Origin of the sequence: Streptosporangium sp. NPDC023615 (genome assembly GCF_040640155.1) — a bacterium.
Taxonomy (GTDB): domain Bacteria; phylum Actinomycetota; class Actinomycetes; order Streptosporangiales; family Streptosporangiaceae; genus Streptosporangium.
Genome location: NZ_JBFABE010000145.1, coordinates 1 through 2,485, shown reverse-complemented (window position 1 = coordinate 2,485; position 2,485 = coordinate 1). Strand labels below are relative to the sequence as shown.

The 2,485-nt window shown below is 56.9% G+C and carries 1 rRNA gene; it reads left to right on the top strand.

The features are described from left to right. Positions 1-388 precede the first annotated feature (388 nt). A 23S ribosomal RNA gene (locus AB0G16_RS38435) occupies positions 389-2,485 on the top strand; the annotation flags it as partial.

Genomic DNA, 2,485 nt, shown 5'->3' with positions numbered 1-2,485 from the left:
GGGGTCCACGTCGTGTTCGTGAGCGAACGTCTCACGCTCGGCAGCTCATTAGTGGAGCACTGGCTACTCGGTCCAGCAAGACTCGCTGACCGGTCAGTACCGCCTGGTCGTCCTTCACGGGACGGCGGGGAGTGGGAACGTCGGGTCAGGGGTTCGGCTGGGGTGAACACACTGTTGGGTCCTGAGGAAACGGACATCAGGGCGGGCCCGCTGAGAGGTGGGCTTGCTGTCTGTTTGACCCTCATGCGGGGCTGATCATCTGTCAGACCGGCTTGCCTTGGTGGTTCGTGTGGTTCTTCCGCGCGGAGCATGGGTGGGTGTTGGTGGCAGGGGTGGTGGGTCGCTGTTTGTTGTTTGAGATTTGCATAGTGGACGCGAGCATCTTTGTGGCCAAGTTTTTTAGGGCACACGGTGGATGCCTTGGCATCAGGAGCCGATGAAGGACGTGGGAGGCTGCGTTAAGCCCCGGGGAGTCGCCAACCAGACTTTGATCCGGGGATGTCCGAATGGGGAAACCTAGCACCAGTCATGTGGTGTTGCCTCCGCCTGAATGTATAGGGCGGTTGGTGGTAACGCGGGGAAGTGAAACATCTCAGTACCCGTAGGAAGAGAAAACAAATTAGTGATTCCGTGAGTAGTGGTGAGCGAAAGCGGATCAGGCTAAACCGTAGGCGTGTGATAGCCGGCAGGCGTTGCGTTTACGGGGTTGTGGGACCCTCTTACGGTTTCTGCCGAGACCGTGAACAGTTAGAAATCCTTCCGATAGCTGAAGCTTCTGGGAAGTGGCGCCGTAGACCGTGAGAGTCGGGTAGGCGAAATTGGTTGGACTGTTGGAGGGGATCCCAAGTAGCACGGGGCCCGAGAAATCCTGTGTGAATCTGCCAGGACCACCTGGTAAGCCTAAATACTCCCTGATGACCGATAGTGAACAAGTACCGTGAGGGAAAGGTGAAAAGCGCCCCGGTGAGGGGTCGTGAAATAGTACCTGAAACCGTGTGCCTACAAGCCGTAGGAGCGTAAACGAGGGACTTGTCCTTTGTTTGTGATGTGACTGCGTGCCTTTTGAAGAATGAGCCTGCGAGTTATGGTGTGTGGCGAGGTTAACCCGTGTGGGGGAGCCGTAGCGAAAGCGAGTCTGAAGAGGGCGTTTGAGTCGCATGCTGTAGACCCGAAGCGGAGTGATCTAGGCATGGGCAGGTTGAAGCGCGGGTAAGACCGCGTGGAGGACCGAACCCACCAGGGTTGAAAACCTGGGGGATGACCTGTGTTTAGGGGTGAAAGGCCAATCAAACTCCGTGATAGCTGGTTCTCCCCGAAATGCATTTAGGTGCAGCGTCGCGTGTTTCTTGCCGGAGGTAGAGCACTGGATGGCTAATGGGCCCGACAAGGTTACTGACGTCAGCCAAACTCCGAATGCCGGTAAGTGAGAGCGTGGCAGTGAGACTGCGGGGGATAAGCTCCGTAGTCGAGAGGGAAACAGCCCAGACCACCGACTAAGGCCCCTAAGCGTGTGCTAAGTGGGAAAGGATGTGGAGTCGCAGTGACAACCAGGAGGTTGGCTTAGAAGCAGCCACCCTTGAAAGAGTGCGTAATAGCTCACTGGTCAAGTGATTCCGCGCCGACAATGTAGCGGGGCTCAAGTACACCGCCGAAGTCGTGGCATTCACACGTTAGTCTGGCAGCTTGTCTGTCTAGGTGTGTGGATGGGTAGGGGAGCGTCGTGCGGCCATTGAAGCAGCGGAGTGATCCAGTTGTGGAGGCCGTGCGAGTGAGAATGCAGGCATGAGTAGCGAATCAGAAGTGAGAAACTTCTGCGCCGGATGACCAAGGGTTCCTGGGGCAGGCTAATCCGCCCAGGGTAAGTCGGGACCTAAGGCGAGGCCGACAGGCGTAGTCGATGGACAACGGGTTGATATTCCCGTACCCGCTACGATGCGCCAATACTGAATCCAGTGATACTAAGGGTCCTTAAGTCCCCTGTATGCCTTCGGGCTTGGGGTGAGACTGAACGCCTGGCCTGAACTGGTAGTAGGTAAGCGATGGGGTGACGCAGGAAGGTAGCCCAGCCCAGGCGATGGTAGTCCTGGGGTAAGCATGTAGGGAAAGAGGTAGGCAAATCCGCCTCTTATGTATCCTGAGATGTGATGCCGAGCCGATTGTGGCGAAGTGGGTGATCCTATGCTGCCGAGAAAAGCCTCTAGTGAGTGTCGTGGCGGCCCGTACCCTAAACCGACTCAGGTGGTCAGGTAGAGAATACTAAGGCGATCGGGTGAACTGTGGTTAAGGAACTCGGCAAATTGCCCCCGTAACTTCGGGAGAAGGGGGGCCTTCGCTGGTGATCGCACTTGCTGTGTGAGCTGGTGGGGGTCGCAGAGGCCAGGGGGAAGCGACTGTTTACTAAAAACACAGGTCCGTGCGAAGTCGTAAGACGATGTATACGGACTGACGCCTGCCCGGTGCTGGAACGTTAAGGGGACCGGTTAGT